We start from the raw sequence: 25,542 nt of genomic DNA, 5'->3' as shown, positions 1-25,542 counted from the left end.
GAGGCGGCCGTACGGTGGAGTCGTGGACGCCCTCGCTGATCTCGACCGTCGGATCGCGGGCTGCCGGGCCTGCCCGCGACTGGTCGACTGGCGTGCGGAGGTGGCCCGCACCAAGCGTGCCGCCTTCGCCGACCAGACGTACTGGGGCCGGCCGGTACCGGGCTTCGGGCCGCCCGACGCCCGGCTGCTGATCGTGGGGCTCGCCCCGGCCGCGCACGGGGGTAACCGCACCGGCCGGATGTTCACCGGGGACCGCTCCGGGGACGTGCTGTACCAGGCGCTGTACGACGTGGGCCTCGCCTCGCAGCCCACGTCGGTGGCCGTCGACGACGGGCTGGAGCTGTACGGCGTCCGCGTCACCGCCCCCGTGCACTGCGCCCCGCCCGCCAACAAGCCCACACCAGGTGAGCGGGAGACCTGTCGGCCCTGGCTGGTGCAGGAGCTGCGGCTGCTGCGGCCGACACTGCGGGCGGTCGTCGTCCTGGGCGCCTTCGGCTGGCAGGCGACGCTGCCCGCCCTGGTGGAGGCGGGGTGGGAGGTGCGCCGGCCGCGGCCCGCGTTCGGACACGGGGCGCGGTTCGCGGTGGACGGGCACGGCGACGTCGGCGGGCTCGAACTCTTCGGGTGCTTCCATGTCAGCCAGCGCAACACCTTCACCGGCAGGCTCACGCCCGCGATGCTGCGGGAGGTGCTGGGCGCGGCGGCGGAGGTGGCCGGGCTCGGCGGCGGCGGTCGGCCGTAAATGAGGCGACCGGGCGGTCGTACGACGTTACGGTGCCCGGATGGGCCTCTATCCGGAGATCGAACCGTACGACCACGGCATGCTCGACGTCGGCGACGGCAACCGCGTGTACTGGGAGACCTGCGGAAACCCTCACGGCAAGCCCGCGCTGGTGCTGCACGGCGGGCCGGGCAGCGGCAGCAACCCCTGGTTCCGGCGGCTGTTCGACCCCGAGGCGTACCGTGTCGTGCTGCTCGACCAGCGCGGATGCGCACGTTCGACGCCGCACGCGAGCGTGTACGAGACGGACATGAGCGTCAACACCACGGCGCATATGATGGCCGACCTGGAGCTGCTGCGGCGACACCTCGGGATCGAGCGGTGGCTGGTGTGGGGCGTCTCGTGGGGGTCCGTGCTGGGGCTGAGGTACGCCCAGACCCATCCGAGGGCCGTGTCCGAACTCGTCCTCACGGGGGTGGCCACGGGCTCCGACGCCGAAGTCGCCCTGCTGACCAGGGGGCTCGGTCAGTACTTCCCCGAGGCGTTCGAGCGGTTCCTCGCCGAGGTGCCCGAGGACGAGCGCGCGGGGAACCTCGCGGCCGCGTACAACCGGCTGATCGAGTCACCCGATCCTGAGACACGGGCGCGGGCGGCGCGGGCGTGGACCGACTGGGAGACCGCCATCGCCGCCGCCCCGCCGCGTTCCGTCCCGCGCTACGAGGACCCGGTGTTCCGCATGGGCTTCGCCCGTACCGTGACGCACTACTGGGGCAACGACCACTTCCTCGGGGACGGCGACGAAGAGGGCGTCGTCCTGCGGGACGCGCCCCTGCTCGAGGGCATCCCGGGCACACTCGTCCAGGGCAGCCTCGACCCCGGCAACCTCCTCGGTGTCGTCTGGCGCCTCCACCACGCCTGGCCCGGCAGCGAGTTGGTCGTCATCGACGACGTGGGGCACAACGCCGGGGCGCCGGGCATGGCGGAGGCGCTGGTGGCGGCGACGGACAAGTACGCGCGCGTTCAGGAAGACGTTTAGGGAGACCCTCGGATGGCTGTCATTCACCGCACCACCCTCAAGCCGACCAAGCTGGAACTGCTCGCCTCCTGGCTGCCCACCCGCCCTTGGTACGAAGGCGGCCCGGGCGAACCGGAGTTGACCAAGGCGGGCGGCTTCCGGCTGGACGACCCGGAGGGCGAGGTGGGGATCGAGTTCATGGTGGCCACCGATGCCTCCGGCGCCGTCCCCACCGCCTACCTGGTGCCGCTCAGCTATCGCGGGGCACCGCTCGACGGGGCGGAGCACGCCCTCGTCGGCACCATGGAACATGGAGTGCTGGGCAAGCGCTGGGCCTACGACGGCTGCCACGACCCGGTACTGACCGCCCAGTTGCTGGCCCTGGTGGCGGGGCGGGTTCAGGCCCAGGCCCAGAGCATCAGCGACACACCCGACCGGGAGGTCGCCAGGTCCTACACCGGTGGCGGTCTCCCCGTCGCCTTCGTCCCCACGGCCACCGACGATCAGGACGGCACCGAGCTCCCCCTCCCGGACGGCACCACCCTCCGCCTCCACCGGGTCCTGCGTCCCGCGACTCCGGACGCCCCGCCCGTCCCTCCCGAGGGCGCGACCGGTCACGTCGCGGGTGCCTGGGACGTGCCGGACGGCAGCCGGGCCCGGGCGCTGTTCGTCACCCTGCACCCCGGGCCGCGGTCCTGACAGCCGTCCTCTCGGTCGCCGACGTCCCCGTACGGCGTCGTCGGTAGTAACCGCGGGCGCGCCCGGAGAGGTGTCGGCGGCGTGCCCCAGGCGTACGGCGGCTCTCCCTCGGCCGACCTCTACGGCCCTTCCTCGGCCGCGGCCTCCCCGAAGAGCTGCCGTACCGTCGACCGGTAGTTGGTCTGCACGTGCGCGAGGGCGTGCGCGCGGGCCCGGGCCGGGTCGCCGGAGGCGATCGCCTCGTACAACTCACGGTGTTCCACCAGGAGTTGGGGCCACTCCTCGTTGCGTCGTGTCATCCAGCGCAGGCGGCCCGCGACCGGCTCCAGCGCCTCCAGCAGCAGGCTGTTGCCCGCCATGGCCACGATGCGGTCGTGCAGCCGGCTGTTGACGTCCGTGATCGCTTCCGCGTCCCCGGCCTCGGTGGCGGTGGCCGCCTGGTCGAGGAGCCGCTCGACCTCGGCCAGGTCCTCCGGCGTGGCCCGTGCCGCGGCGAGCCCGGCCGCGTACACCTCCAAGGCCTCGCGCAGCTCGAAGAGCTCCTTGACGTCGGCCGGGGTCAGCCTGCGCACGACCGTACGGCGTGCCGACTCGAAGTGGACGAAGCCCTCGACGACCAGCGCCCGGATCGCCTCGCGGACCGGCACGCGCGAGACCCCGAGGCGCTCGGCCAGCTCCCGCTCGACGAGCCGGTCACCCGGCCGGAGGCGGCCCGCGATGATGTCCTGCCGCAGGGTCGCCAGGACGCGTTCCCGTACCGCGCCCAGGGGTTCGATCTTCGTCGTCGAGCTCATGGGGCCATCTTCGCCGACTCCGGGTGTGATTTACGGAGCGTTAACAAGAGCGACATCGGTCAGAACTGTTGACGGGAGGACTATGTGCGCAGTTTGGTATACCAAACGCCCTCCACAAGCAGTCCCCGTCCCCCGGCTCCTGGAGGCCCCGTGTCCCTCGCCGACCGTGCCGAAGTCACCGGCACACCAGCGTTCGTCCCCGATCCCCGGCTTACCAACGAAGACCTCGCGCCCGCGGGCAAGCGCAACTGGAAGGTCTTCGACCTCTTCGCCATGTGGATGTCCGACGTCCACAACCTCGGCAACTACACGTTCGCGGCCGGTCTGCTGGTCCTCGGCATGAACGTGTGGCAGGTCTTCACGTCCCTGCTCGTCGGCTTCGTGATCATCTACATCGGCATGAACTGGATGGGGAAGATCGGCCAGCGCCACGGCGTCCCGTTCCCCGTGGTCAGCCGCATCAGCTTCGGCGTCTGGGGCGCCAACATCCCGGCGCTGATCAGGGCCGTCATCGCCATCATGTGGTACGGCATCCAGACCTATCTGGCCTCCGTCGCCGTCAACATCATGCTGCTGGCCGCCTGGCCGGGCCTGGAGTCCTGGACGCACAACTCCTTCCTGGGCCTGCACCAGCTCGGCTGGTGCACCTTCATCGCCCTGTGGCTGATCCAGGCGGCGATCATCAGCCAGGGCATGGAGTCGGTGCGCAAGTTCCAGGACTTCTGCGGCCCGGCGATCTGGATCGTGATGATCGCCCTCGCGGTCTGGATCCTCGCCAAGGCCGGCTGGACGATCTCGCTCACCTCGACCCCGAACCCGGTCTCGGTCGGCGAGCAGTGGCGGCAGTGGTTCGGCGCGATCGGGCTGATCCTGGCCACGTACGGCACGCTGATGCTCAACTTCTGCGACTTCTCCCGCTTTTCGCCCGACTACAAGACCGTCAAGCGCGGCAACTTCTGGGGCCTGCCCATCAACTCGACGGCGTTCGTGGTCGTCTCGGTCATCGTCACGGCGGGCTCGATCGAGGTGTTCGGCAAGGCCATCACCGAACCGGCCTACCTGGTCGCCGAGATCGGCAACACCTGGGTGCTGGTGGTCGGTGCGCTGACCTTCGCCATCGCCACCATGGGCGTCAACATCGTCGCCAACTTCGTCTCACCGGCGTACGACCTGGCCAATGTCTGGCCGCAGAAGATCACCTTCAAGGTCGGCGGCATGATCAGCACCGTGGCCGCGCTGGTCGTGACCCCGTGGAACCTCTTCTCGAACCCGACGGTCGTGAACTACTTCCTGGGCGGTCTGGGCGCCTTCCTGGGCCCGCTGTTCGGTGTGATCATGGTCGACTACTACCTGATCAAGCGCGGCCGCGTGGACGTGAACGAACTGTTCGACGCCACCCCCGGTTCCCGCTACTACTACCGCAAGGGCGTCAACCCCAAGGCGCTGTGGGCGTTCCTGCCGGCCGCCGGGGTCTCGGCGGTGCTGGCACTGGTCGGCACGTTCAGCGACGTGGCGCCGTACTCGTGGTTCATCGGCACGGCGATGGGCGCGGGCCTGTACCTCGTGCTGTGCCGCGGTGAGCGCGCCGAGTCCGCCGCCGGGTCCGGTACCGCGTCCACCGAGTCCATGACACAGGAGGCCTGAAGGACGTGCGGATCGTCGTCACCAACTGCAACACCACGCAGGAGATGACCGAGGAGATCGTACGAGGTGCCCGGGCCGCGGCAGGTCCGGGCACCACCGTGCTCGGGCTCACCCCCGCGTGGGGACCCGAGTCGGCGGAGGGCTGGCTCGACAGCTACCTCTCGGCCGCGGCGGTGATCGACACGCTGCGCACGTACGACGGTGCCCGCTACGACGCCGTCGTCATGGCCGGCTTCGGGGAGCACGGGCGCGAGGGCGTCCGCGAGCTGGTGGACGTGCCGGTCGTCGACATCACGGAGGCGGCCGCGCATCTGGCCTGCCTGCTCGGGCGGCGGTACGGGGTCGTGACCACGCTGGAGCGGTCGTGCGGGCAGATCGAGGACAGTCTGGAGCTGGCGGGGGTGGGGCGGAACTGTGCCGCCGTGGTCGGTACGGGGCTCGGGGTGCTGGAGTTGGAGGACGGCGAGCGCACGGAATCCGCCTTCCTGGCCGCCGCGGAACGGGCGCGGGACGCCGGCGCCGAGGTCCTGGTGCTGGGGTGTGCCGGGATGACCGGGCTGCAGCGGGTGGTGGGGGAGAAGCTGGGGGTTCCGGTCGTCGACGGGGTGGCGGCGGCCGTCAAACTCGCCGAGTCGCTGGTCGCGTTGGGGCTGACGACGAGTCGGGCCGGTGGGTACGCGAAGCCGTTGCCGAAGCGGCGGGCCTGGGGGGCGGCTTAGGGGGCGGCCGGCCCGGGACTCGCTCAGGCCTGTTCAGGACGACCCGGACTCCACACGTACCGCACGTCCGGCTCCCGCTCCTCGTTCCCGCCGCCGTCCGTGTGCTCGACGGCGACGAAGCCGTGCCGTTCGTAGAAGCGGTGGGCGGGCTTGTTGACCTGGAAGGTCCACAGGGCCAGACCGCCCGGTCTGCGTCGCTTGGCGAGGTCGACGAATCGGTCGCCGATGCCGTGGCCGCGCCAGTCGGGGTCGAGGTAGAGCTGGGAGAGCTGGTCGTCGTCGAGCACCATGAGGCCGACGACGCGGTCGGCGGCCTCGGCCACCCAGGTCTCCTTCAGGGGCACCACCACCTCCCGGAAATACGTCCGCACCTCGTCGTCCGAGCGCGGCCGGACGACCGTCGGCAGCGCGGCGGCGAACGACCGCAACCAGAGGTCGGCGGCGGCACCTGCGTCGGTCGCCGTGGCGCGGCGGAGTGCGACTGGGATCATGGCCGCGCTGCCTCCGTCTGCCCCTCGGGAACGACGGCCGTGGCCGTGATCTCCACCAACTGTCCCGTGTATCCGAGGCAGGCCACCCCGAGAAGCGTCGACGAGTGAGGACCGACGCTCAGCCCGGACGCCTCGACGACCTCCCAGACGGCGGACAGCGCCGCCGTCTCACCGCTCACGACGTACACATCGGTCGACACCACGTGCGCCAAGTCGCTGCCGACCGCCCGCAGTTGCTCCTCCAGGTTGGCGATCACCTGCTCGGCCTGCCGTACGGGATCCCCTTCCCCCACGAGGTTCCCGTCGGCGTCGAGGGGCACGGACCCGGCGAGGAAGGCGAGCTTCGTACCGGCCTCGACGACGGAGGCGTGGGAGTAGGTGGGCGGCGGGAAGAGGGCGGGGGAGATGACGCGAGGGATCATGCGGGCTCCTGAGCGATAGGGCGGTACGTCGGTACGGCGGTACTCGACATGGCGGTGCGCCGGATTTACGCGGCCATCGCCAAGGCGGTCCGCCGGTACGCCGGTACGCCGGTGGTCGATACAGCGGCGGCGAGGTCGACGGTCAACCCGCCGATCATGCGCGGCCGCACCGCCGCGCGCATCCGAATTTCCCCGGCGGTCCGGTGTCTCCCGCCCCTGCCCGGTCAGGTCATCCAGGCGGCGGCCCGTCCCCCGTTCACCCTTCTCGCAGCCGGCGTTCGCACTCCCGGGCAAGGTCCGGGTACGCCTTGGCGATGGCCGCGTGGATGCGGCGGCGCAGCAGTTCCTCGGCTGCGGCGCGGCCCGTGCGTCCGTACAGCTCGTCGAGGACCTCGTCGCAGCGGGTCAGTCGATGCCGCAGGTAGTCCACCTTCCAGCGGTCGAGCGCGCCGGGCTCGGCCCGCTCGACCGTGGCGGGCACCGCGACATGTCCCCGGCGCCACAGCGCCCGCTCCTCGTCCCGGCGGTTGCGGTGTTCGACCGCCAGGGCAGCCAGCCGGTCCGGGGGCAGCCGCGGCACGTCGATGGGCTCCGCCGCGATCCGCGCCAGCACCTCGCGCCGCCTGCGCAGAGCCGCGGCCCGCGCGGCGGCGGACCGCCGCGCGGCAACGGCCGAGGCGGCCCGGAACTCCTCGCTTCGCTCGGCGGCTTCGACGCGCTCGACGCCGTAGAGGCGGGTCTGCGGGGCGGAGCGGAAGTGGGGATGGGAGCGCAACAGGTCGGGATCGCCGAGCAGTTGGCGAATCATCGCGGGAGTCCACCCTCGGGCCCGCAGTCCGGCTGCGGAGAGGTGGGTGCGGAGGGTGGGCTGCTGCGGGTCATGCGGGTCATGCGGGTCATGCGGGTCGTGCGGGTCATGCGGGGCCTGGGTCTGGTCCTCTGGACCCTTCTCGTACGTCGTCATCACTACTTCCCCCGTTTTCGTAACACTGAGTGACGACTTCATTGATAACGCGTGCCACTGACAACGGCCCGAAAGGCCGAGGCCGACGGGCGTAATTACCTGGAGGCGCGGCACAGGGCTACGTACGCTGCGCCTATGCCCACCCCCGACGACGCCGCCTTCCTCGCCACCGTCACCGACCGCCTGGCCTCCCTCCCCACCGTCCGCGCCGTCGCCCTCGGCGGCTCACGGGCCCAGGGCACGCACCGGGCCGACAGCGACTGGGATCTGGCGATCTACTACCGGGGCGCCTTCGACCCCGCCGAACTCCGCGCGGTCGGCTGGGAAGGCGAGGTCTCCGAGGTCGGCGGCTGGGGTGGCGGTGTCTTCAACGGGGGTGCGTGGCTGACGATCGACGGGCGGCGCGTCGACGTCCACTACCGCGATCTCGACGTGGTGGAACGGGAGTTGGCGGAGGCGGAGGAGGGGCGGTTCCGGGTGGAGCCGCTGCTGTTCCATCTCGCCGGGATTCCCAGCTACTTGGTCGTCGCGGAGCTGGCCGTCAACCACGTACTGCGGGGTGAACTCCCGCGTCCGGCGGCGTATCCGGAGAAGCTGCGCCGCACGGCGCCCGAGCGCTGGTACGGCACCGCCCGAGCCACTCTCTCGTACGCCAAGGCCAATCACGCTCCGGCGGGGCGCCTCACCGAACTCGCGGGCGCGCTCGCCACGGCAGCCGCGCAGACCGGACACGCGGTGCTGGCGGCGCGGGGGGAGTGGGTGACGAATGAGAAGAGGCTGCTGGAGCGGGCGGGGCTGCGGGATGTCGACGCGGTCATCGGCTCCCTGGGTGCCCGACGCGACCGGATGGGCCGGGCAGTCGCCGAAGCGGAGACGCTCTTCGAGCAGGTGATGGAGAGGGCGGCGGCGTCGCGCGCGTGACTGCTTCCGTGCGCGGAGGAGTGCGGCCGCCGCCCGTTGGGGGCGCGTCGAGAGCCGCGAGGCGCCCGTGACCGCCAGCTACCGCCCAGCCCGTCCGCGCCCGTGACCGCCCGCTTCGCCCCCCCCGCAGGCTCCCTGAGCTGTCCTCCCCGCCGGGATGTGGCCGCTCGGACGGGAGCGCAGGACAATTGTGGATGAACAGGAGATTTGCCGGTTGGGTGATACGTCTGCGGGGCGCCGGTGGCGTGATGGCCGGTGCTGTGCGGATGGGGGCATGCGATGGCTGCGGGACTGATCGGGGCGCAGATCGCGGGCTACCAGGTGGAGTGCGAGCTGGGCCGCGGCGGCATGGCCGTGGTATACCGGGCACGGGATCTGCGGCTGGAGCGCACGGTGGCGCTGAAGCTGCTGACCCCGGACATGGTCCGCAACGACACCTTCCGCCGCCGTTTCGCGCACGAGCAACGGGTCGCCGCGGCGCTCGACCATCCGCACGTGGTGCCGATCTTCGAGGCCGGCGAGTCTGACGGCGTCCTGTACATCGCCATGCGTTATGTCCCGGGGCTGGATCTGCGCGCACTCCTTGACCGGGAGGGCCCCCTGCAGGTCGACACCGCGCTGCGCATCGCCGCACAGGTGGCGTCCGCCCTGGACGCGGCCCATGAGCACGATCTGGTGCACCGGGACGTCAAGCCCGGCAATGTGCTGTTGGCCCGGGGCACGGACAGTGACCACCCCGAGCACGTCTACCTCACGGATTTCGGGCTGACGAAGAAATCGCTGTCGCTGACGGGGTTCACGTCCGTGGGCGAGTTCGTCGGCACGCTCGACTATGTGGCCCCGGAGCAGATCGCGGGCCGCCCTGTGGACGGCAGATGCGATCTGTACAGCCTTGCCTGCGTCGTCTACGAAACCCTCGCGGGCGGGCCGCCTTTCCAGCGGGACGACAGCATGGAACTGCTGTGGGCCCACCAGTACGACCAGCCGCCCGCCCTGAGCGAGCGGCGACCGGGCACGTCGCCGGAGATGGACGAGGTGGTGGCCCGGGCTCTGGCCAAGGTTCCCGAGGATCGATACGACACCTGCCTGGAATTCGTGGCGGCATTGCGCGCCGGGGTGCAGGGCGCCCAGCCAGCTGCGCATCCGCCGACCCAGGTGGACAAGACTGTGGGGCCGCCTCCTGACCCACCTCCGTGGGCCCGACCGGTCTTCGTCAGCGGGCTCGGTCACTGAGCGGGGGCGTGTGGTGCCCGCCAGGCGGTCGGCGCCGGCTCGGTCAAATCTCAGCGGGCATGGGGCAGGTCACTCCGATGCGCCACGTGCACTCATGCCCGTGACGGGGCTGCCTGGGCGGAGTGGCCCGGTTGCTGGGATCCCTTTCCCGGGGCGTGCGCGGTCTGACGCTGCCCGCACGATCGGGGCGGGCGCCGACGGGTGAACCTGCCTTTGGTGCAGGGCAGTTCAGCGCTGACCGCGACCGGGTCAACCGCCCGTCCTCTGCCTCTCCGCTTGCTCCGCACGGGCCACCTGATCCGCGCGGCAAAGGCAACCTCGCCCATTGCCTCCGTGGGCTACCCGACGGCTTCGGGTCTGTCAAGTCCCGAGCCCTCGGAACATGACCTGACCGGACGATTCCCGCCTACTGGAAGCACAAGGCCTCGCCGGAACGAACCGGACGAACGAGGCACCGGGGCACAGGTCAGTGCCTATCACTTCAGGAGGAACCGTGATCTCTACGACCCGCACTCGCGAGGGCGCCCGCTCCAAGCGTCGACTGGGCCTGGCTACGGCAGCAGCGTCCGCCGTGGTCGTCGCCGGAGGTGTCATCCTGCCGGCCACCGCCGCAACGGCGGCCCCGATGTCCCAGACGTCGGCGGCGGCCGTGACGTCCCACCACAAGGACAAGGACAAGGACAAGGGCAAGGACAAGGACAAGGACAAGAACCAGTGCTGGGGCAAGGAGCACAAGAAGCACAAGAAGCACAAGGGGAAGAAGCATGGCGAGGAGTACTTCTGCTGGGCGTTCGGCAAGAAGTGGTACTGGGAAGAGAGCTACGAGATCTACTACGTGGTGATAAAGCACCACAAGCAGTACTTCTGGGACAGCTGCAAGGACTTCTGGTTCTTCGAGAAGCACCGTCATGACGACTTCTGGGAGAACAAGTACAAGGACGATGACTTCTGGGAGAACGACGACCACTGGAAGGACGAGGGCTGGGTCGAGGACCACCACGAGGAGGTCGAGGAGAAGCCGGAACCCCCGGCTGAGGAGCCTGCCGAGGAGCCGGCTGAGGAAGCCCCGGCTGAGGAGCCTGCCGAGGAGCCGGCTGAGGAAGCCCCGGCTGAGGAGCCTGCTGAGGAGCCGGCTGAGGAAGCCCCGGCTGAGGAGCCTGCTGAGGAGCCGGCTGAGGAAGCCCCGGCTGAGGAGCCTGCTGAGGAAGCCCCGGCCGAGGAGCCGGCCGAGGAAGCCCCGGTCGAGGAGCCCCCGGTCGAGGAGGCCCCGGCTGAGGAAGCCCCGGTCGAGGAGGCCCCGGTCGAAGAGCCGGCCCTCTAGGGCGCGGGTGGAGAGAGCGGGAGGCGGTGGGGACGCCGTCACCCGCTCTCACCGAAGGAACCGAACGGCGGGCCACGACGCCCACTGCGACGGGGTGAAAGCCACAGCGGCCTTCACCCCGTCTCCTTCTAGGCCCTCCCCTGCATGTGAACCTCCCCCCCCGAAAGGTCCGGCGCTCATGTCCACACAGCTCTGGCAGCGATGCCTCGCCCAGACAGCACACCCGCGCACGATCGCCCCCAGGGCGTCCCGCACAGCTACGCCGCCCCACGCGGCACCCGCGGTCCGCCGATCGCCGCACGGCCTGAACCCTCGCCTTCCGGACAGGTTGGGTGGTTCGTCCGCCCGGTCGGGATGCCGGGCGTTCCGGCCCGGGGAGCGGCGCCGACGAGGAGCCGCGGTGTTGTCACCAGTCGTCCAGCCGCCACGCGAGCGGGCGCCGCCCTCCTGGTCGAGCTCTTGGTCGACGACATCGATATGCCGCGGGTGCGCTGCGCCCGCGGCATTCCGCTGTCGCCGCTGGCCGCGCGGCAGGGCACGCACCGGCGGGTGGCTGCCGCACAAGGGCGCCCTCTTCATCCGCAGGCGGGGCCGTACGGGGATGCACGGGGGCGTATGCCACGCCCCCGGCGTCCAGGCTCGGAGCGCCTCTCAGCCCGGGGTGAGGAATTGCTCGGCCCAGACGGACTTGCCGATGGCCTCGGCCCGGGTGCCCCAGCGCTGGGTGAGCTGGGCGACCAGCAGCAGGCCTCGTCCGCCCTCGTCGAAGACCCGGGCGCGGCGCAGGTGCGGGGCGGTGCTGCTGGAGTCGAAGACCTCGCAGATGAGGGTGCGGCCCTCATGGATCAGCCGCAGCCGTACGGGCTCGCGGCCGTACCGCAGGGCGTTGGTGACCAGCTCGCTGACGACGAGTTCGGTGACGAACCCGGCCTCCTCCAGGTTCCATGTGGCCAGCTGGTCGGCGGCCAGCCGGCGTGCCTGGGCGACGACCGTGGGATCGAAGGCCAGCTCCCAGGTGGCGACCCGGTCGGCGCCGAGGCAGCGGGTGCGGGCGACGAGCAGGGCGACGTCGTCGTCGGGCGGGTGGGTCAGCATGGCGGTGAGGAGCCGGTCGCAGACGGCGTCCGGCGTCGATGCGGGGCGGGCGAGGGTGGCGAACATCTTGTCCAGGGCCTCGTCGATGTCATGGTCGCGCGCCTCGAGCAGACCGTCGGTGTACAGGGCGATCAGGCTGCCCTCGGCCAGTTCGGTCTCGACGGTCTCGAACGGCAGGCCGCCCAGGCCCAGGGGCGGGCCGGGCGGGACGTCGAGGAAGCGGACCGTGCCGTCGGGGCCGACGACGGCGGGCGGGGGGTGGCCGGCCCGGGCCAGCGTCAGGTGGCGGGAGATGGGGTCGTAGACCGCGTACAGACAGGTGGTGCCGATGCCCGCGGCACCCTGTACGGCCTCCTGGGGCCCGGCCTCTTCGGCGGACAGGTGCACCACGAGATCGTCGAGATGGGTCAGCAGTTCATCGGGCGGCATGTCGACGTCGGCCAGCGTGCGCACGGCGGTGCGCACCCGGCCCATGGTCGCCGACGCGCGTATGCCGTGGCCGACCACATCGCCCACCACCAGGGCCACCCGGGAGCCCGACAGCGGGATCACGTCGAACCAGTCTCCGCCCACCCCCGCCCGGCCACCGGCCGGCAGGTAACGGGTGGCGACGTCCAGGGCCTGCTGAGCGGACAACGTCTGCGGCAGCATGCTGCGCTGCAGGGTCACGGTGGTGGTGTGCTCCCGACCGCGTCGCCGGGCCCCGTGCATGCCCTCGGCCGCCGTGCCCACCAGTTGCTCGCTCAGCCACATGTCGTCCGCGTCGAAGGGCTCCCGGCGCCGGTGACGGCCCAGCAGCACCGCCCCGAGGATGCCGCTCCGGGCGCGCAGCGGCACCACCATCACCGACCGCACCTCCGCCCGGCCGATCCAGGCGGCCTGCGGATCCTCGTCCGCCCACCGGGCGATGGCCGGCTCAGCCGCTGCGTACACGGCCGCCTTCCCCTCGGCCACGCACCGGGTCACCGGCGAGGCGGCCGGGTAGCGCACCGAGTCGCCCGCGGTGGCGAGAACGCCGGTGTCGCCGAGGACGGAGCGCACCGCGACACGGCTCAACCGCACCCGCCCCGCCGGCCCGGCCCCGGCAGCGTCCGTCCCGCCGCCGTGCCAGAAGTCCTCCAAGACCTCGACGGCGACGAAGTCCGCCACCGCGGGCACCATGACCTCGGCCAGTTCCTGCGCCGTGCGCTCGGCGTCCTCGGTGGTGCCGATACGGGCCTGGCCCTGCAGCAGCATCCGCTGCCGGGCCGGGTACGCCCCCGCCGTGGGGTGCGCCACCAGGCACACCGCACGCGCCGGGGCGTCAGCCTTCTCCAGCGGCGCGAGCGGCGCCAGCGACGCCGGCCAGGCGCCCTCCGTACCCACACCACCAGGCCCGATCAGATCCGCGACATGCTGCACACCGCCCCCCTCCAGCACCAGCCGCATCGCCGCCTCGGCCCGGTCGCTCGACGGATGCGGCGCGAGTTCCGCCAGCCGCCACCCGCGCATCTCCTCCTCGCTCAGCGACAGCGCGCCTTCCAGTACGGCATTCGCTCCCACCAGCCGCAGATCCGGGTCGAAAACGCCGACGATGCAGGGCAACTGGCGCAGCACCCACTCCCCGAACACGCCACCCCTCGGCAGCACCTCCCCGGGCACTGCCGTCGGCCCGTCGGCCGCTCTCGCCACCACCAGCCACTCGGCCGCCGCGTCCCCGGCAGCCCGTCGGTGCGCCAGCAGCCGTTGTTGCAGGCGCCGGCCGTCCCGATGCCGCAACAGCACCGTGCCGCTCCACCCCCGACGTCCGGCCGCGACCCGTCGCGCCCGCTCCCCGACGTCACCGGCCAGCAGTCGCGCCGCCGGGTGTCCCACCACCTCGGCCGGTCCATATCCCAGCAGCCGGCCGGCCCCCTCGCTCCACCCCGTCACAATGCCCCGCTCGTCCACCGTGGCCGTGCACGCCCCCTGCGGATCAGCACCCGCCCGAGCCCACTCGCCGGGAGGGGAGGAAGGTCGCGCCATCACCGCTCCTCTGGCCGTTCACGTACCTGCGGCACCCCTAACCAGCGTGATGCTGAAGCGCGCCGACCACCAACCGGAAACCCCCGCACCCACGTGCATTCCCGCCCGGACCAGGCCCGACAGTTGGCGGACTCTTGGGCGGGACTTTGCCTGTGACACGCCTGTGACAACGGGCGGACGTGGCGATGACGTTCTCCAGACATCGTCTTTACAAGAGACAAAAAGCAGTAATCGGGCATTCTCTTCAGCTTTCAAGGGTGCGAGCGGAGACGACCGAGCCGACCGCCGGAGAACACCCCCATGAATCTCACTGCCACCCCCACCGAAACCGTCACCGAGGCCGCCACCGTCACCGAGGCCGCCACCGTCACCGAGGCCGCCACCGTCACCGAGGCCGCCACGCTCGCCCCGCGCGAACGGGAGACCCTGCGCCACATCGCCTCAGGCCACACCTACCTCCAGACGGCTCGCCACATGGGGCTCTCGCAGCACACCGTCGACGCCTACCTGCGCCGTATCCGGGCCAAGTTCCAGGTCAACACCACCGCGGAACTCACCCGCCTCGCCATCGCCCTCGGCATGTGAGCGATTGCGTTCATAAAGAACGTGGCTCTGCCACGCATTGTCACATCCTCGAAATACGGGCGTCCCATCTCGTCCAGGACCGCGATCTACCGTGGGCACCGCAACCCACCGCCCGGCCACCGTCGCCCGAAGGCGCCCGCCCCGCCCTCGTCCTGACAGGAGCCCTGTGACCCGCCCCGCGGCCCCGACGTTCACCCTCCCGCCCTGGCTTGCCCACGCCCTGCGCGCCCAGCGCGGCCCGGTCCCCTGGAGCGCCGTCACACGAGGGGCGCTCGCCGCCGGGCCCCTCCTTCTCGCCGCGGTCCTCCTCGACCGCGTCTCCCTCGGCGTCGTCGCCGCCATCGCCGCCATGCTCGCCGGCATCAACGACCGCCCCGGCAGCCGCCGTGCCTCCGTCAAGAGGCTGGGGGTGCCCGCGCTGGCAGGGGCGGCCGGGATGTTCGTCGGGACGTACGCCGGGGATCACGTCGGAGCCGTTCCGCTCACCCTCCTCCTGACCGGCCTCGGGCTCTTCGCCGGTGGCATCAGCGCCGTCGGACCGGTGGCCTCCGGTGCCGGCACGCAGCTTCTCGTCGCGGCCGCCATCGGGGCCGGGATGCCGTTGCCCGAGAGCGGGTGGCAGCGGGTGCTCGCCTATCTCGCCGGTGCCGCCTGGCTGCTCGCGCTGCGGTTGGCGCTTCCCACACCCGGCTCCCTCGCCGGGGACTTCCGGTTCGACGGGGAGCGGAACGCGGTGGCGGGGGTGTACGACGCCGTCGCCGAACTGCTCGACGCCGTGGGGACCGACCGCGCCACCGCCCGCCGCGTCGCACTCACCGCCGCCCTCGACCACGCGCAGGACGCCCTCACCGGACCCCGGCTGCGGCGCTACGCCTCCTCGTCCGCCGAGCGGCGGTTGCACGCGCAGTACGCCGCCGCGCTGCCGCTCGCCGAGGCCGCCACCGCGCTCGCCTGGGCCGGGGAGGCCGCGCCGGCCCGCGCTTCCGAGGGCCCACGCCGCCTCGCCGCCGCCGTACGCGACAACACGCACACCGGACCCCTGCCCGCCCCGTCCCGTTCCGCGCCCGCGCTGCGCGCCCTCGACGACGCCCTGCTGCACGCCGCCGAGGCCTTCGACCGAGGGAAGGGCAACCGCGACCTGCACACCCGGCGCCGTACGGCAAAGGATCTTCTCCGGTCGGTGTTCGGGGCCGGCGGACGGGAGTACGGGCTGCGCGTCGCCCTCTGCTTCGGGGCCAGCGCCGGCATCGCCCAGGCCTTGCACCACACCCGGTGGTACGGGGAGCACGAGCACTGGTACTGGCTCCCCGCCACCGCCGTCTTCCTCGTCAAGCCCGACCTCGGGCCCCTCGCGTCGAGGGTGCTGTGCCGGGCCGCGGGCACCGTGCTGGGCGCCCTGCTGTTCGCCGGGTTCGCGGCCGTACTGCCCCGGCCGGAAGGGCTCATCGCGCTCGTGGCGCTCAGCGGCGCCCTCATTCCCGTGGCCACCCGCCACTTCGCCGCCCAGACCGCGGTGGTGACCGTCCTCGTGCTCGCCCTGGTGATGGTCGGCGGCGAGCCGCAGGCCTCCGTGAGCCGGATCGGGGAGACGCTGCTGGCCTGCGCGATCGTCCTCGTCGTGGGGCATCTGCCGATGCCGGGGCAGCGCGGCGGGGGCGTACGGGCGCGGCTCGCCGCGGCGGGCGGTGCCGCCTACGCCTACCTCGCCCACGTTCTGCGGGAGGCCGACCGCCCCGCGCCGCGCGACTCCGGCGCCCGCGCCCTTCGCGACTCCGGCGCCCACGACGTCGCGAACGGCCACGACGCCCGTGCCCTCCGCTGGACCCTGCGCCGCGAGGCCTACCGCGCGCTCGCCGAGGCCCGTACCGCCATCGCGCTCGGCGCCGCGGAACTCCCCGCGCTCGCCCGGCACACGGAGGGCGCGGAGGAGGTCGTCGCCACCCTTGAACGGCTCGTCGACGCGACGACCGCGTGCGCCGTCCATCTCGACGACTCGGGTCGGCTCACGCCCTGGCACACCGACCGGCTCACCGAGCTGCTGGACGAGCTCGCGCAGGAGCGGGACCGGGTCGGGCTACGGATCCCCGAGGCCCCCGAGGTTCCCCTCGCCGGCTGACGTCGGCGCGGTGGCCCGCACGCAGACCAGGCTGCTCCCGCCCGCGGTCGCTCCCGTCCGCACCTCCGTCACGAATCCGTGCGAGACCAGGACGGGCTCCACCTTCCCGGCGATCTCCTCGGCCCGCCGTCCCGCAGGCGGCTCCCAGCACAGGCACAAGGTGCCGCCCGGCGCGAGCCACCGCCGCAGCGCGGCCGGCTCCCTGTCCAGGGACTCAGGGGGCCCGGGGGACCGCACCCAGAAGAGGTTCACATCGACCGCGAGGATTCTGTCGAAGGACGCGTCCGGGAAATCTGCCTCCTCCAGGGCGGCGACCCGGATCACGGCCCGGCCCGCCGCCACACTCTCCGCGTTACGGCGCCGGGCCGCCTCCACCGCCGTGTCCGAACGGTCGATCGCCGTCACCGTGCCCGAGGTCAGCCGTTCGCAGAGCAGGGCGACCGCGACTCCCCGGCCGCAACCGATCTCCAGCACCCGGTCACCGGGCGCGGGGTCGAGGTTGCGCACCGCCCACGTCAGACGCTCCGGAACCGAGTTCACGACACCCCGTCCTCTCAGCCCTCTCAGCCCCTTAAGCCCCTTCAGCCCCCGATCCGTACCCAGACCGGCGCGTGATCCGACCCCGCCGCGCCCCGCCGCTCCTGCGGATCCGCCCCCACCGACGGCAGCTCCGGCGAACCGGCCCCCGGCACTCCCGTCCCCGCCGCCGTCACCCGGTGGACCAGGCGGTGGCTGCACAGGACATGGTCGATCAGCTCACGCCGCCCGGAGTTCACCCGCGAGAACCGCCGCTCGACGGGGATCAGCGGCGCCACGTTCCACAGCCGGCCCAAGTCGCCCTTGTCGTCCGTCCGGAAACCGGGCGTGCCGATCTCGGAGCCCGGCGGGCCCAGCAGGATCTGGGTGGTCGCCGCCTGGACCTCGTCGTTCAGGTCGCCGACGACGGCCACGGCACGCTCACGGCCGTCACCGGCCAGCAGCACATCGGCCAGCGCCCGCAGCGCCGTCGCCTCGGCCGCCCGCCGGTAGAGGGCGTACGCGCCGTAGCGGGCCCGTTCGCCCTCGTCGCGGGGGAAGAAGCGGTCGTTCGGATACGTCAGCAGCTTCGACTTCAGATGGGCCACCGCCACCCGCAGCGGCCCGGCCCCCGTCTCCGTCTCCACCGCCAGGAACCCCCGGCCCGTCCCCGACGCCGTGCCACCCCCGTCGTCCGCCTGCACCGGGACCAGCTTCGCCGGGAACTCCTGCGTGTCGTACAGCACCCGCAGCTCCGTACGGCTGAGGACGCCGACCCGGATGCCCCGGCCGTCCGGATGCTCGGAGAGCGCGACGTGCCACTCGCCGCCCAGCATCCCGACCAGGTCCCGCAGCGCCTCCGGCTCCCCGACCTCCTGCACGCCGAGCAGCGCCGGGTCGAGCTCGGTCACGACGGCGGCCAGCGCCGCGAGCTTCGTCTCGTACGCGGCCTTGTCCCTGGGGCCGAACTCGCCGCCGGGCCGGTAGAGGTTCTCCAGGTTCCAGGTGCCGAGGAGCATGCCGGGCCCCTTTCGCGAGCCGTGGTGGTGAGGCCAGCGTGCTCGGCCCGCCCGCCTCGCGACAGAGCGGTGACGGGATGCGCGGTTCGGCTCACGCGGGACGATGACACCGTCGTACGTTGGCGTAATGAGTGACTCTCCCGCCGATCTCATCATCACCGGATGCGCCGTCCTCGTGCACGACGATCAAGAGCGCATCGGGTTCGAGGAGAACGCGACGATTGTCGTACGAGACGGAGTCATCGAGTCCGTCACCACCGGACCGGCGGAAGCCGCGGCCCGACAACGCGTCGACGCCCGTGGGCAGGTGGCCCTCCCGGGGCTCGTCAACTGCCACACCCACGCCCCCATGGTCGCCCTGCGCGGCGTCGCCGAGGACCTGCCCACCGAGGAGTGGTTCAACGACGTCGTCTGGCCGATCGAGTCCAACCTCACCGAGAAGGACGTCGAGTTGGGCGCCCGGCTCGCCTGCGCCGAGATGATCCGCGGCGGCGTCACCTGCTTCGCCGACCACTACTTCGCCATGGACGCCGTCGCCGCCGTCGTGGCGGAATGCGGGATCCGGGCACACCTCGGAGAGGCCTACTTCTCCTCCCAGGGCCCGCAAGGCCGGGAGAGGTCACTGGAGTTCGCGCTACGCCATCGCGGCGCCGCCGACGGCCGTGTCACCACCACGCTCGCCCCGCACGCCCCCTACACCGTCGACGACGCCGACCTCGCCGCCACCGCCGAACTCGCCCGCGAGCACGGCCTCCCCGTCCACATCCACGCCGCCGAGAACCGCGACCAGGCCGACACCAGTCTCGCCCGGCACGGCGTGACCCCCATCGAGGTCCTGCGGCGCACCGGGATCCTCGACACCGACGTCCTCATCGCGCACGGCACGGGCATCCTCGACCGTGACCTGCCCGTGCTCCGCGATGCCACCGGCCGCGTCGCCGTCGCCACCGCCCCCCGCGGCTACCTCAAGTTCGCCTGGCCCACCACCACACCCGTACGCGCCCTGCACGACCTCGGCATCCCCGTCGGCCTCGCCACGGACGGCGCCGCCTCCAACAACTCCCTCGACGTATGGGAGTCGATGGCCCTCACCGCCCTCATCCAGAAGTCCACCACCGGCGACCCCCGTTGGCTGACGTCCCGTCAGGCCCTGCACCACGCCACGCTCCAGAGCGCCCGCGCGGTCGGACTGGGGGAGACGGTCGGCAGCATCGCCCCCGGCCGCCGCGCCGACATCATCCTGGTCGACCTCACCGGCCCGCACACCCAGCCCGTCCACGACCTCGCCGCCACCCTCGTGCACAGCGCCCGCTCCTCCGACGTCCGCACGACGATCGTCGACGGGCGGATCCTGATGCGCGACCGCGAGCTGCTGACGATCGATGTGCCCTCCGTGGTAAGGGAGTTGGGGGAGCGGATGCCCGCGCTCCTGGACCGCGGCCACGGCAGGCGCATCCAGGAGTACGACACATAGTCTGAGGTCCATGGATCTCGCCGACGGCCTCATCGACCACCCGTACGACGTCTACCGACGCCTCCGCGAGGCCGCCCCCGTGCACCGGATCGCCGGCCCCGACGGCAGCCCCGCCTGGCTCGTCACCCGGTACGACGACGTACGCGAGGCCCTCGCGGACCCGCGGCTGTCCCTGGACAAACGGCATGCGGCGCCCGGCGGCTACCGCGGCCTCGCCCTCCCTCCGGCCCTCGACGCCAACCTCCTCAACATGGACCCGCCCGACCACACCCGCATCCGCCGCCTGGTCGGCCGGGCCTTCACCCCGACCCGTGTCGCCCAACTCCGTACGCCCGTACGACGCACCGCCGACCGGCTCCTCGACGCCCTCGGCCCGCACGGCACCACCGACCTGATCGCCTCCTACGCCGCGCCCCTGCCCATCGCCGTCATCTGCGACCTCCTGGGCGTCCCGGACGAGCACCGGCGGGACTTCCGAGACTGGACCGACGCCCTCGTCGCCCCCGACCCCACCCGACCGCAGGCCGCCAAGGAGGCGGTGGTGGCCATGCTCGGGTTCTTCACCCGGCTCCTCGCGGACAAGCGCCGGGAACCCGCCGACGACCTGCTCTCCGACCTCATCGCCGTCCGCGACACCGACGGCGACCGGCTCGGCGAGGACGAGCTGATGTCCCTCGCCTTCCTCATCCTCTTCGCCGGATACGAGAACACCGTGCAGCTCATCGGCAACGCCGTCCTCGGGCTCCTCAGCCATCCGGAGCAGCTCACGGCCCTACGCGAGGACCGGTCCCGAATCCCGCGAGCCGTCGAGGAGTTCGCCCGCCACGACGGCCCCGCCCTGCTCGCCATCCGCCGCTTCCCGACCGAGAACATGACCATCGGCGGCGTCACCGTCCCGGCAGGCGACACCGTCCTGCTCTCCCTCTCCGCCGCCAACCGCGACCCGGCCCGCTTCCCCGACCCCGACCGCCTCGACCTCGCCCGCGACGCCTCCGGACACCTCGCCCTGGGCCACGGCATCCACTACTGCCTCGGCGCACCGCTGGCCCGCGCCGAGACGGAGATCGCCCTCGACGCGCTGCTGGAACGGTTCCCCGAACTCGCCCCGGCCGAGGGCGACCTGCGGTGGCGTCGCTCGCTACGCGCGCGTGGCCTGCTCGCGCTCCCGGTGAGGTACTCCGAGAAAGCCTCCTGAGGTCTCCGGAGAGAACCTCCTGCAGTTCTCCGGCAAAAAATCTCTGAAGTTCTCCGGTGCGGCGATGAGTTCCGCCCCTCCCGCCGGTCACCACCCGGAACGGACCGTTGCACAGGAGGGGCGCCCATGTCGCTTCCGGAGATCGTCTCGCGCGAGCAGTGGCGTGCGGCGCGCGAGGAACTGCTGGTCAAGGAGAAGGCGGCCACGCGCGCGCGTGACGCGCTCAACGCCGAGCGGCGCGGGCTGCCGATGGTCGAGGTCGAGGAGGAGTACGTCTTCGAGGGCGGCGACGGCAAGGCCACGCTGCCCGACCTCTTCGAGGGACGGCACCAACTCGTCGTCCACCACTTCATGTTCGCCCCCGAATGGGACGCAGGCTGCCGCAGCTGCTCCGGGTTCCTGGACCAGATCGGGCATCTGGCGCATCTCAGGGCACGCGGCACGACGCTCGTCGCCGTCTCCCGGGCGCCGTATCCGAAGATCCTGCCGTTCAAGGCGCGCATGGGCTGGACGGTGCCCTGGTACTCGTCCTACGGCAGCGACTTCAACCACGACTTCGAGGTGACCCTGGAGCACGAGGGCGAGCTGGTGGAGCGGCCCGGCGTCAGCTGTTTCCTGCGGGACGGGGACCGTGTCTTCCACACCTACTCGACGTACGAGCGCGGCCTCGACGGGCTGGGCTCGACCACGGGCTTCCTGGACCTCACCGCGCTGGGCCGGCAGGAGGAGTGGGAGGAGCCCAAGGGGCGCGCGTCGGCTCTTGGGGCGCCTGCGGGCAGTGAGCGCATCCGGTACCACGACGAGTACGAGGACTGAAACGGAGCGTGGTGACGGATGACCGGAGTGTGAGGGTGCACTCCGGAAGGTGAGCGTGCGCTCACACATCGCGGTGAACGAGTGTCAACTACGTCTCAGTCCCGTCACCGGGCGAGGCGTTTCACCTCCGGCAGGCGTTAACTCCTACAAGTACGACGCTTATCGGAGGTCAGGATGGTGAACGGGCGAACAGTGCTCGAACGCTTTCCCGCGGGCGGGCCGCGAGGATCATGGCCGGCGGAGGAGTTCGCGCACGCGCGGCGCATGGAGGGTCTGCCCGCTGAGGTCGTCATGGACCTCGCGACGGACGCGTTCCTGGTGATCGTCCGCGGCGAGGCGGTGGCCGACGCCGCCGCGTGAGCCGCGCCCCGCTGTCGCGGGCCGGTACGGCTTCCCACCGAGCCCCGGGCTGATCAGCCCGCCTTGGGAGCGGGCACCGGCGCCGTGAACTGCTCCGCCTGGAGCGAGTACAGCTCCGCGTAGACGCCGCCGGTGGCCAGCAGCTCGTCCGGTGTCCCGGACTCCACGAGCCTGCCCTGGTCGAGCACGTGCACCAGATCGGCGTGGCGTACGGACGCCAGCCGGTGGGTGATGAGGACGACCGTCTGACCGGCGGAGGCCAGGGCCCGGATCTTCTCGAAGACCTCCAGCTCGGCCCGTGCGTCCAGGGCCGCCGTCGGCTCGTCCACGATCAGGATGCGGCCGCGCCGGTACGCGGCCCGCGCGATCCCGAGCCGCTGCCACTGCCCGCCGGACAGCTCGTGCCCACCGCTGAAGTGGCGGGCCAGCAGCGTGTCCAGCCCACGCGGCAGATCGGCCACCACGTCCCCGGCCCCGGCCTCGGCGAGCGAGGCGGCCAGGCGCTCTTCGGTGAGCGGCGCGGAGGAACGCCCGACGGCGACATTCACCCTGGCCGTGAACGGCCAGCGCTTGAAGTCCTGGGCCACCATCGCGATGCGCTCGGCGAGCAGGCGCCGGTCGGCGGTCGCCGCGTCGACGCCGTCCCAGAGGATGCGGCCCCGGTCCGGGGTGTACAGGCCCGCCAGCAGCTTGACCAGGGTGGTCTTGCCGGAGCCGTTCTCGCCGACCAGCGCGATGATCCGGCCGAGGGGGAGGGTGAGCGTGACGTCGTCGAGGGCGGGCCGGGCGGATTCACCGGGGTAGCTGAAGCTGACGTTCTCGAACCGGATCTCCTGCGGATCCTCGGGCAGGGGCGCTCCACCGACCGGGATCGCCCGCTCGGCCGCCTCGACGTACAGCCGCTGCAGATCGCCCACGAAGAGGGCCTCCTCGTGGAGCGCGTTGACCTCCAGGACGAGGCTGTCGAGGCTCGACGAGCCGGTGCGGATCGCGATGACGGCCGTACCCGCCACGGAGAGCGCCATCGCCCCGGCGAGCAGCAGCCCTCCCAGCGTGGCGTACGTCGCGACGGTCGCCAGCCCCGTCCACGCCGCGGCGATGAGCCCCGTACGCGCCGCCAGCCGCGCCAGCCGGGCCTGCTCCGCCTCCGCCGTCTCGGACATCGCCCGGTAGTGGCGCAGCAGGAAGGGCCCGACACCGTGGACCCGGATCTCGGGCGCCGCGGCGGGCTCGGTCAGCAGGCCGCTGATCAGATGGCCGGCACGGGAGTGCTGCACCCAGGTGTGGAACGACTCGTAGCGGCGCCGGGCGTTGGTCAGGGCGCTCCAGGCGCTGGGCAGGGTCATGGTGGCGAGGAGGGGCAGCAGGGCGGGGTGCAGCACGGCGAGTACACCCGCCGCGGCGATCAGCGAGATACCCGCGTTCACGACACGCGTGCTGTACGAGATCATGCGCCGGGCGGACGACGCCCCGTACTGCGCGGTGTCCAGCAGCTTGTGGAAGGCGTGGTCCTCGATCGCGGCCAGCTCCACGGCGGCGGCCCGCTCCAGATACAGCTCGGTCGCCACGCGCTCCACCTTGGGTTCGAGGCGGCCCGTGGCGTACGTCGACGCGGCCCGCAGCAGCGTCGAGACGACCATGACGAAGGCCATGGCGACAAACGCCGGAACGGCACCCCGTAACCGCTCCTCCAGCGCCCCGCCCCCGATGAGCCGCCCGAGCACACTGTTGACCGCGAGCAGCCCGACCGCCTGCGCCAGCCCTCGCCCCACCTCGGCCACCAGCACGGTCCGCGCCGCCCGCCGATCGGCCTGCCACGCGAGCCGGAAGCTGGACCCCAACAGCGACGGCAACCGCGTCACCATGGCCCGGAAGGTCAGCTCCATGAAGGCGTCCCGATGCTGATTCCACCCCATGTCGTACCGCAGAGGCCCCCCGAACAACAGCCGCTCCGACTCGGAGACCTCGCCCTCACCACCGACGTTCTTCTTCCCCACGGCCCAGCCTCCCCCGACCGTCGCTTGTGACGGAGGGCCACTATGGCGGGGTGGGCGGGTTCGGGGGAGGGCGCGAGTGGCGGTGGGGGGTGCGCGCGGGCGTACGCCCGGGAATATCAGCCTGTCCGGCGTTCGAGGACGTGGCCGCAACCTTCAACGCCGGCGCAGGCAATGTCAGCCCGTCCGGCGTTTGAGGACGAGGCCCCTTAAGGGCCGAAGCGGGGGTCTGGGGGCGGCAGCCCCCAGAAGGCCCCGGGGTCGAAGGGGCGGAGCCCCTGGAGGACGGGACGGGTAGGGGCGGCGGGGGCGAGAAAACGAAGCCTCACGCACTCAACTGCCGAGACCAGGTAGGCGTAGTCCCCGTCACCCGGCACAACGCCAGATACAGCGGAATCGGCGGCGTATACGGCACTTTCCCGTGCGGCCGATGGATCAGCCGAGGCGCGTCCAGCACAACCGCCCCCGTCATGTACCGCACAGCCGCCGGCCACTCCAACGCATAGTCCGAGTCCGACGGCACGATCCACCACCAGTGCGTCTCATCGGCGTACACACACCCCACCCGCGGCAACCGAGGCAGCACGAGAGGCCCGAAGCGTGCGGGCACCGCGACCGCGTCGCAACCCAGAGGAGCCGTCATCCCGTCCGGAACCGGCAGCCGCCGAGGGCCGTCGGCGGCGGGCAGGCCACGACGGAGCCGCACCAGCGTGTCCAGGCTCACGACCTGACCCCCGCCGGACGCACCCCTCACAGCCATCCGGACCCCGTCCCCCAGCGGTACCGGGCCTGCGACTCGTCCTCGTCACCGGACCCGTCGGACGGCCCGGGCTTGGGGCGGGACCCCCAGCCGAGGTCGCCACGGGGTTCCGCGTCACCGCGTGGGGTGTCCCCGCGCGGCAGCTCCACCCAGACCACCAGCCCGCCCCCCTGCTCATGGGCTCCCCACGCGTGGCAGAGGGCGTCGACGAGGAGCAGTCCCCTCCCGTGCTCCTCCTCGGGTCGTGCCGCCAGCGGATGCGGCTCACCCGGCGCGCAGCCCTCGTCGCGCACGGCTATTCGAACCAGCTCGGCACCGTCGTTCAGCTCGCAGACGATGTGCTCGCCGGCGGTGTGCACGATCGCGTTGGTGACCAGCTCGGACACGACCAGAGCCGCCGTGTCACAGGTGTCCTCGCACACCGACCAGCCGTTCAGCCGCGCCCTGGTCAGGCGTCTGGCCTGCGCGGGAGAACCCGGATGCGCGGCCAGTTCGAAGCGGAACCGGCGCTCGGCGGCGGCGCCCCGCTGGGGCCCGACTGCCGGGGCGGTACCGAGGTCGTGGGGGACCGCGGCGGCGTCTGTTCCTAAGGGCGGGGACGGAATCACGCTTGCCACTATCGCCCCGCCGTGAACACTTGGCAAGTGTCACTCTGAAAAATGCA

General features: G+C 72.0%; 24 protein-coding genes. 14 read left to right on the top strand and 10 right to left on the bottom strand.

Annotated features, from left to right (window positions below; all coding sequences use genetic code 11):
• The first annotated feature begins 22 nt into the window (after nucleotides 1-22).
• Genes ABD932_RS08165 through ABD932_RS08155 form a run of 3 tightly spaced genes read left to right on the top strand, consistent with a single transcriptional unit; the run spans nucleotide 23 to nucleotide 2,435 of the window.
• Complete coding sequence (locus ABD932_RS08165) at nucleotides 23-742, top strand: uracil-DNA glycosylase (RefSeq protein WP_345010115.1); 720 nt, start codon at nucleotides 23-25, stop codon at nucleotides 740-742.
• Between the two features lie 40 nt (nucleotides 743-782).
• Entirely contained in the window at nucleotides 783-1,757 is a 975-nt protein-coding gene (gene pip / locus ABD932_RS08160; protein WP_345010113.1) for a prolyl aminopeptidase, read from the top strand.
• Nucleotides 1,758-1,769: 12 nt separating this feature from the next.
• Entirely contained in the window at nucleotides 1,770-2,435 is a 666-nt protein-coding gene (locus tag ABD932_RS08155; protein WP_345010111.1) for a maltokinase N-terminal cap-like domain-containing protein, read from the top strand.
• Nucleotides 2,436-2,554: 119 nt separating this feature from the next.
• Here ABD932_RS08155 and ABD932_RS08150 read toward each other — a convergent pair whose 3' ends face one another.
• Nucleotides 2,555-3,229: a GntR family transcriptional regulator gene (locus ABD932_RS08150; RefSeq protein ID WP_345010109.1), complete on the bottom strand. Its 675-nt coding sequence runs from the start codon at nucleotides 3,227-3,229 to the stop codon at nucleotides 2,555-2,557.
• Nucleotides 3,230-3,379: 150 nt separating this feature from the next.
• Here ABD932_RS08150 and ABD932_RS08145 point away from each other — a divergent pair, with 150 nt between their 5' ends.
• Both ABD932_RS08145 and ABD932_RS08140 read left to right on the top strand, forming a co-directional pair.
• Nucleotides 3,380-4,873: an NCS1 family nucleobase:cation symporter-1 gene (locus ABD932_RS08145; protein ID WP_345010107.1), complete on the top strand. Its 1,494-nt coding sequence runs from the start codon at nucleotides 3,380-3,382 to the stop codon at nucleotides 4,871-4,873.
• A gap of 5 nt (nucleotides 4,874-4,878) precedes the next feature.
• Entirely contained in the window at nucleotides 4,879-5,592 is a 714-nt protein-coding gene (locus ABD932_RS08140) for an aspartate/glutamate racemase family protein (protein WP_345010105.1), read from the top strand.
• A 23-nt stretch (nucleotides 5,593-5,615) separates the two neighbouring features.
• Here the strand turns inward: ABD932_RS08140 and ABD932_RS08135 are convergent, their stop codons facing one another.
• From ABD932_RS08135 to ABD932_RS08125, 3 genes are all read right to left on the bottom strand, one after another.
• On the bottom strand, nucleotides 5,616-6,083 hold the full coding sequence (locus ABD932_RS08135) for a GNAT family N-acetyltransferase (protein WP_345010103.1): 468 nt from the start codon (nucleotides 6,081-6,083) through the stop codon (nucleotides 5,616-5,618).
• Nucleotides 6,080-6,505 (bottom strand): RidA family protein, encoded by a 426-nt coding sequence (locus tag ABD932_RS08130; RefSeq protein ID WP_345010101.1) that lies wholly within the window; start codon nucleotides 6,503-6,505, stop codon nucleotides 6,080-6,082. The genes ABD932_RS08135 and ABD932_RS08130 overlap by 4 nt, the downstream gene beginning before the upstream one ends.
• 256 nt (nucleotides 6,506-6,761) lie before the next feature.
• A complete protein-coding gene (locus ABD932_RS08125) occupies nucleotides 6,762-7,469 on the bottom strand; it encodes a hypothetical protein (protein ID WP_345010099.1) in 708 nt (235 codons plus the stop codon).
• A gap of 135 nt (nucleotides 7,470-7,604) precedes the next feature.
• Here ABD932_RS08125 and ABD932_RS08120 point away from each other — a divergent pair, with 135 nt between their 5' ends.
• From ABD932_RS08120 to ABD932_RS08110, 3 genes are all read left to right on the top strand, one after another.
• Entirely contained in the window at nucleotides 7,605-8,390 is a 786-nt protein-coding gene (locus tag ABD932_RS08120) for a nucleotidyltransferase domain-containing protein (protein ID WP_345010097.1), read from the top strand.
• A 279-nt stretch (nucleotides 8,391-8,669) separates the two neighbouring features.
• Complete coding sequence (locus ABD932_RS08115) at nucleotides 8,670-9,623, top strand: serine/threonine-protein kinase (protein WP_345010095.1); 954 nt, start codon at nucleotides 8,670-8,672, stop codon at nucleotides 9,621-9,623.
• Between the two features lie 571 nt (nucleotides 9,624-10,194).
• Nucleotides 10,195-10,944 carry a hypothetical protein gene (locus ABD932_RS08110; RefSeq protein ID WP_345010093.1) on the top strand — a complete coding sequence of 250 codons (750 nt, stop codon included), beginning with the start codon at nucleotides 10,195-10,197 and terminating at the stop codon, nucleotides 10,942-10,944.
• Nucleotides 10,945-11,595: 651 nt separating this feature from the next.
• Here the strand turns inward: ABD932_RS08110 and ABD932_RS08105 are convergent.
• A complete protein-coding gene (locus ABD932_RS08105) occupies nucleotides 11,596-14,043 on the bottom strand; it encodes a SpoIIE family protein phosphatase (protein ID WP_345010091.1) in 2,448 nt (815 codons plus the stop codon).
• A 300-nt stretch (nucleotides 14,044-14,343) separates the two neighbouring features.
• Between ABD932_RS08105 and ABD932_RS08100 the strand changes: the two genes are divergently transcribed.
• Complete coding sequence (locus ABD932_RS08100) at nucleotides 14,344-14,628, top strand: response regulator transcription factor (protein WP_345010089.1); 285 nt, start codon at nucleotides 14,344-14,346, stop codon at nucleotides 14,626-14,628.
• Between the two features lie 166 nt (nucleotides 14,629-14,794).
• On the top strand, nucleotides 14,795-16,744 hold the full coding sequence (locus ABD932_RS08095) for an FUSC family protein (protein WP_345010087.1): 1,950 nt from the start codon (nucleotides 14,795-14,797) through the stop codon (nucleotides 16,742-16,744).
• Here ABD932_RS08095 and ABD932_RS08090 read toward each other — a convergent pair.
• Together ABD932_RS08090 and ABD932_RS08085 are read right to left on the bottom strand one after the other, a co-directional pair.
• Nucleotides 16,703-17,284, bottom strand: a complete 582-nt coding sequence (locus tag ABD932_RS08090) for an SAM-dependent methyltransferase (RefSeq protein ID WP_345010085.1) — start codon at nucleotides 17,282-17,284, stop codon at nucleotides 16,703-16,705. The genes ABD932_RS08095 and ABD932_RS08090 overlap by 42 nt on opposite strands.
• A gap of 41 nt (nucleotides 17,285-17,325) precedes the next feature.
• A complete protein-coding gene (locus tag ABD932_RS08085) occupies nucleotides 17,326-18,279 on the bottom strand; it encodes an endonuclease/exonuclease/phosphatase family protein (protein ID WP_345010083.1) in 954 nt (317 codons plus the stop codon).
• Between the two features lie 127 nt (nucleotides 18,280-18,406).
• On the opposite strand from ABD932_RS08085, the gene ABD932_RS08080 reads away from it, so the two are divergent.
• The 4 genes from ABD932_RS08080 to ABD932_RS08065 all read left to right on the top strand — a co-directional run bounded on the left by ABD932_RS08080 (nucleotide 18,407) and on the right by ABD932_RS08065 (nucleotide 22,124).
• A complete protein-coding gene (locus ABD932_RS08080) occupies nucleotides 18,407-19,753 on the top strand; it encodes an amidohydrolase (RefSeq protein WP_345010081.1) in 1,347 nt (448 codons plus the stop codon).
• Between the two features lie 10 nt (nucleotides 19,754-19,763).
• A complete protein-coding gene (locus ABD932_RS08075; protein WP_345010079.1) occupies nucleotides 19,764-20,948 on the top strand; it encodes a cytochrome P450 family protein in 1,185 nt (394 codons plus the stop codon).
• A 126-nt stretch (nucleotides 20,949-21,074) separates the two neighbouring features.
• Nucleotides 21,075-21,764, top strand: coding sequence for a DUF899 domain-containing protein (locus ABD932_RS08070; protein ID WP_345010077.1), 690 nt, complete (start codon nucleotides 21,075-21,077; stop codon nucleotides 21,762-21,764).
• A 174-nt stretch (nucleotides 21,765-21,938) separates the two neighbouring features.
• The gene (locus ABD932_RS08065; protein ID WP_345010075.1) at nucleotides 21,939-22,124 is read left to right on the top strand and encodes a hypothetical protein; all 186 of its coding nucleotides are present in this window, start codon (nucleotides 21,939-21,941) and stop codon (nucleotides 22,122-22,124) included.
• Nucleotides 22,125-22,177: 53 nt separating this feature from the next.
• Here the strand turns inward: ABD932_RS08065 and ABD932_RS08060 are convergent, their stop codons facing one another.
• The 3 genes from ABD932_RS08060 to ABD932_RS08050 form a co-directional block, all read right to left on the bottom strand.
• Nucleotides 22,178-24,040 (bottom strand): ABC transporter ATP-binding protein, encoded by a 1,863-nt coding sequence (locus ABD932_RS08060; protein ID WP_425587425.1) that lies wholly within the window; start codon nucleotides 24,038-24,040, stop codon nucleotides 22,178-22,180.
• Nucleotides 24,041-24,443: 403 nt separating this feature from the next.
• Nucleotides 24,444-24,878, bottom strand: a complete 435-nt coding sequence (locus ABD932_RS08055; RefSeq protein ID WP_345010071.1) for a hypothetical protein — start codon at nucleotides 24,876-24,878, stop codon at nucleotides 24,444-24,446.
• Nucleotides 24,869-25,495 (bottom strand): ATP-binding protein, encoded by a 627-nt coding sequence (locus ABD932_RS08050; protein ID WP_345010069.1) that lies wholly within the window; start codon nucleotides 25,493-25,495, stop codon nucleotides 24,869-24,871. Before ABD932_RS08050 ends, ABD932_RS08055 begins: the two co-directional genes overlap by 10 nt.
• Nucleotides 25,496-25,542 lie beyond the last annotated feature (47 nt).

The organism is Streptomyces shaanxiensis, assembly GCF_039537145.1.
GTDB lineage: Bacteria > Actinomycetota > Actinomycetes > Streptomycetales > Streptomycetaceae > Streptomyces > Streptomyces shaanxiensis.
This window is presented reverse-complemented; position numbering and strand designations above follow the sequence as displayed.